The 2746-nt window shown below is 39.3% G+C and carries 3 protein-coding genes; all 3 read left to right on the top strand.

The window, feature by feature from the left end:
• The coding region (locus tag ACZFYI_RS18510) for a mechanosensitive ion channel family protein (protein WP_462525604.1) at nucleotides 1-1727 on the top strand (1727 nt) is incomplete at its 5' end.
• 33 nt (nucleotides 1728-1760) lie between these two features.
• Nucleotides 1761-2234, top strand: coding sequence for a GNAT family N-acetyltransferase (locus ACZFYI_RS18505; protein ID WP_462525603.1), 474 nt, complete (start codon nucleotides 1761-1763; stop codon nucleotides 2232-2234).
• A 12-nt stretch (nucleotides 2235-2246) separates the two neighbouring features.
• Nucleotides 2247-2746: lycopene cyclase family protein (locus tag ACZFYI_RS18500; RefSeq protein ID WP_462525602.1), on the top strand; the 500-nt coding region annotated here is incomplete at its 3' end.

Raw genomic sequence — 2746 nt, 5'->3', positions numbered from 1 at the left:
AATATGCTTCCCACAAACCAATAATTCTCGGGCAATTTGTAACTTTCAACATGGCAAGAATTCGGAAAAATACTTTAAGAAAAATATTAATGGCGATGGCTTTCCTAATGGGCAGCTTTTCTGCTTTTTCTCAAAATGACAGCACAGCCAATGAGATGCTCAGTGTAAGGAAAGGAATACAAGGCTTTCCGGTTCTTGGAGTGATGAATGATACCATATTCTATGTTTTTACCAAAATTGGGACATCCATTCCCAGCGAAAGGGCAATGCACATTACCGATAAGATCAGGAGACTGTACAATGATCCCAATTTTAATGTTGATTCTTTGACGATTGTGCAATCTGAATACGCTGTAGATCTTGTCTACAAAGACATAATCGTGACGAGTGTTTCACCCTTGGATGCGGGGATTTATGACAGGGATTTGATGGAGATTTCCGAAGAAGCCAAAAGAAGGATTTCCAAATCCATCAAAAATGCCATCGAGGAAAACAAAATCAGCAAAATCTTATTCAGGATTTTGTATACGTTCATCGTGTTTGTAGTTGCATTGGTCCTTTATTGGCTATTAAACAAAGGATATTTAAGAATATTAAAGTTTCTAAATAAGAATAGAGCTAGACTTCTAAAAAATCTGAGCTACAAGGATTACACTTTTTTGACTGCCGAACAGGAACTCAAAGGAATTCTGATATTGCTTAGGGGTATCCGCTTGTTTTTATACTTTGCCCTTGGGTATGCGGTTTTGTCGATTGGCTTCAGTATTTTTCCCAGAACCCGTGGTTGGGCAGATTCCTTATTGGCACTAGTTTGGTCGCCTTTCAGGTCTATTTTGTTTGCTGTATGGGATTACATGCCAAACCTTGCCACCATTATGGTAATTGGCTTTGTGATGTATTACTTCATCCGTTTTGTCAGGTATATTTTCTTGGAAATAGAAGCAGAGAAACTGAAACTTTCCGGATTTCATTCAGACTGGGCCATGCCCACTTATGGCATTGTTAGGGTGTTGTTATATGCTTTCACTATTGTCCTTATTTTCCCCCATTTGCCCGGATCGGATTCGAATATTTTTAGGGGGGTTTCGGTATTTATAGGGGTTCTTTTTTCTTTGGGTTCTTCTTCGGCTATTGCCAATATGGTCGCAGGATTGGTGATTACCTATATGAGGCCGTTCAAAATCGGCGATAAGATTAAAATTGGCGATGTCACTGGGGTTGTGTTGGAAAAAACACTTTTGGTCACCCGTATCAGAACCATAAAAAATGAGGAAATCACCATTCCCAATTCTACTGTATTAAGTGGAAATACTACAAATTACAGCGCCTTTGCAAAATCCGAAGGACTTATTGTCAATACAACAGTGACCATCGGGTATGATGTGCCTTGGCGGGAAACACACGCTGCGCTGATAGAGGCCGCATTGAGGACAGAATTGGTGATGAAAGAACCTGTGCCTTTTGTTTTTCAGACAAGCTTGGATGATTTCTATGTGTCCTATCAGCTCAATGCTTTCACCAAAGAATCCATCAGAATGGCAAAAGTCTATTCCGAATTGCACCAGAATATCCAGGATGTGTTTTTTGAAAAGGGAATAGAGATCATGTCTCCTCATTACCGTTCGGCGAGGGATGGCAATATGACCACAATTCCGGCCAATTATCTTCCCAAAGATTATCAGGCACCTACTTTTAATATCAAAGCAGACCATAAAAAAGAAAATTAAACAAAGTTGGTTTGAATTCTTCCAATTAAAATAATGTCAGACAACTTCAAAATTGTACGAACAGACTCCCAAAATCCTGAGTTTATTAAATTAGTAAACCAATTGGATACTTACCTTGCTGTGACTGACGGAGAGGAACATGGTTTTTATGACCAATTCAATAAAATCCAAAATCTCAAACAAGTGGTGGTGGCGTATGAACATGATATGCCTGTTGGATGTGGTGCCATCAAAGAATTTGCATCAGATGCCATGGAAGTCAAGCGGATGTTTGTCAGACCGGAAAGTAGAGGAAAAGGAATCGCAGGGAAAATTTTGGCTGAACTTGAAACTTGGACTTCTGAAATGGGTTATTCCAAATGTGTCCTTGAAACAGGCAAAAGACAGGCGGAAGCTGTAGCCTTGTATATGAAAAGCGGATACAGGATGATTCCCAACTATGGCCAATATATCGGCATGGAAAACAGCATTTGTTTTGAAAAGGTATTGGAAATTAAAACCTCATAAAATAAGAAATCATTGAATCAGGAGTTTGATTATATCATAGCAGGGGCAGGCGCATCTGGGCTTAGTTTGGCACTTTATATTTTGGAAGAGCCTGCTTTGAAAAAAAAGCGGATTTTGATATTGGATAAGCATGCCAAAAACAGCAACGACCGCACTTGGTGCTTTTGGCAAAAGGAGGCAAGTCCCTTTGATCATATCCTTCATGCAAGTTGGGATGAACTCTATTTTCATTCTCCGGTTTTTTCCAAAGTTCTGGAAATCCAACCCTATCGTTATAAGATGCTTCGGAGCAGGGATTTTTATGGATTTTGTTTTGAAAAAATAAAAGCGTCTCAAAACATTACTTTTGTCCAGGAAGAAATCAAGGAAATAAAAGATGATGGAACTGTCATCTGTGAAGGTCGGACTTTTAAAGGAAGCTATGTCTTCAACAGTGCTTTTGTTACGATCCCAAAGACTGAAGGCAGACACCATCTGTTGCAGCATTTCAAAGGTTGGTTTATCAAAAGTGA

It is taken from the genome of Aquiflexum sp. (assembly GCF_977115555.1).
This window is presented reverse-complemented; position numbering and strand designations above follow the sequence as displayed.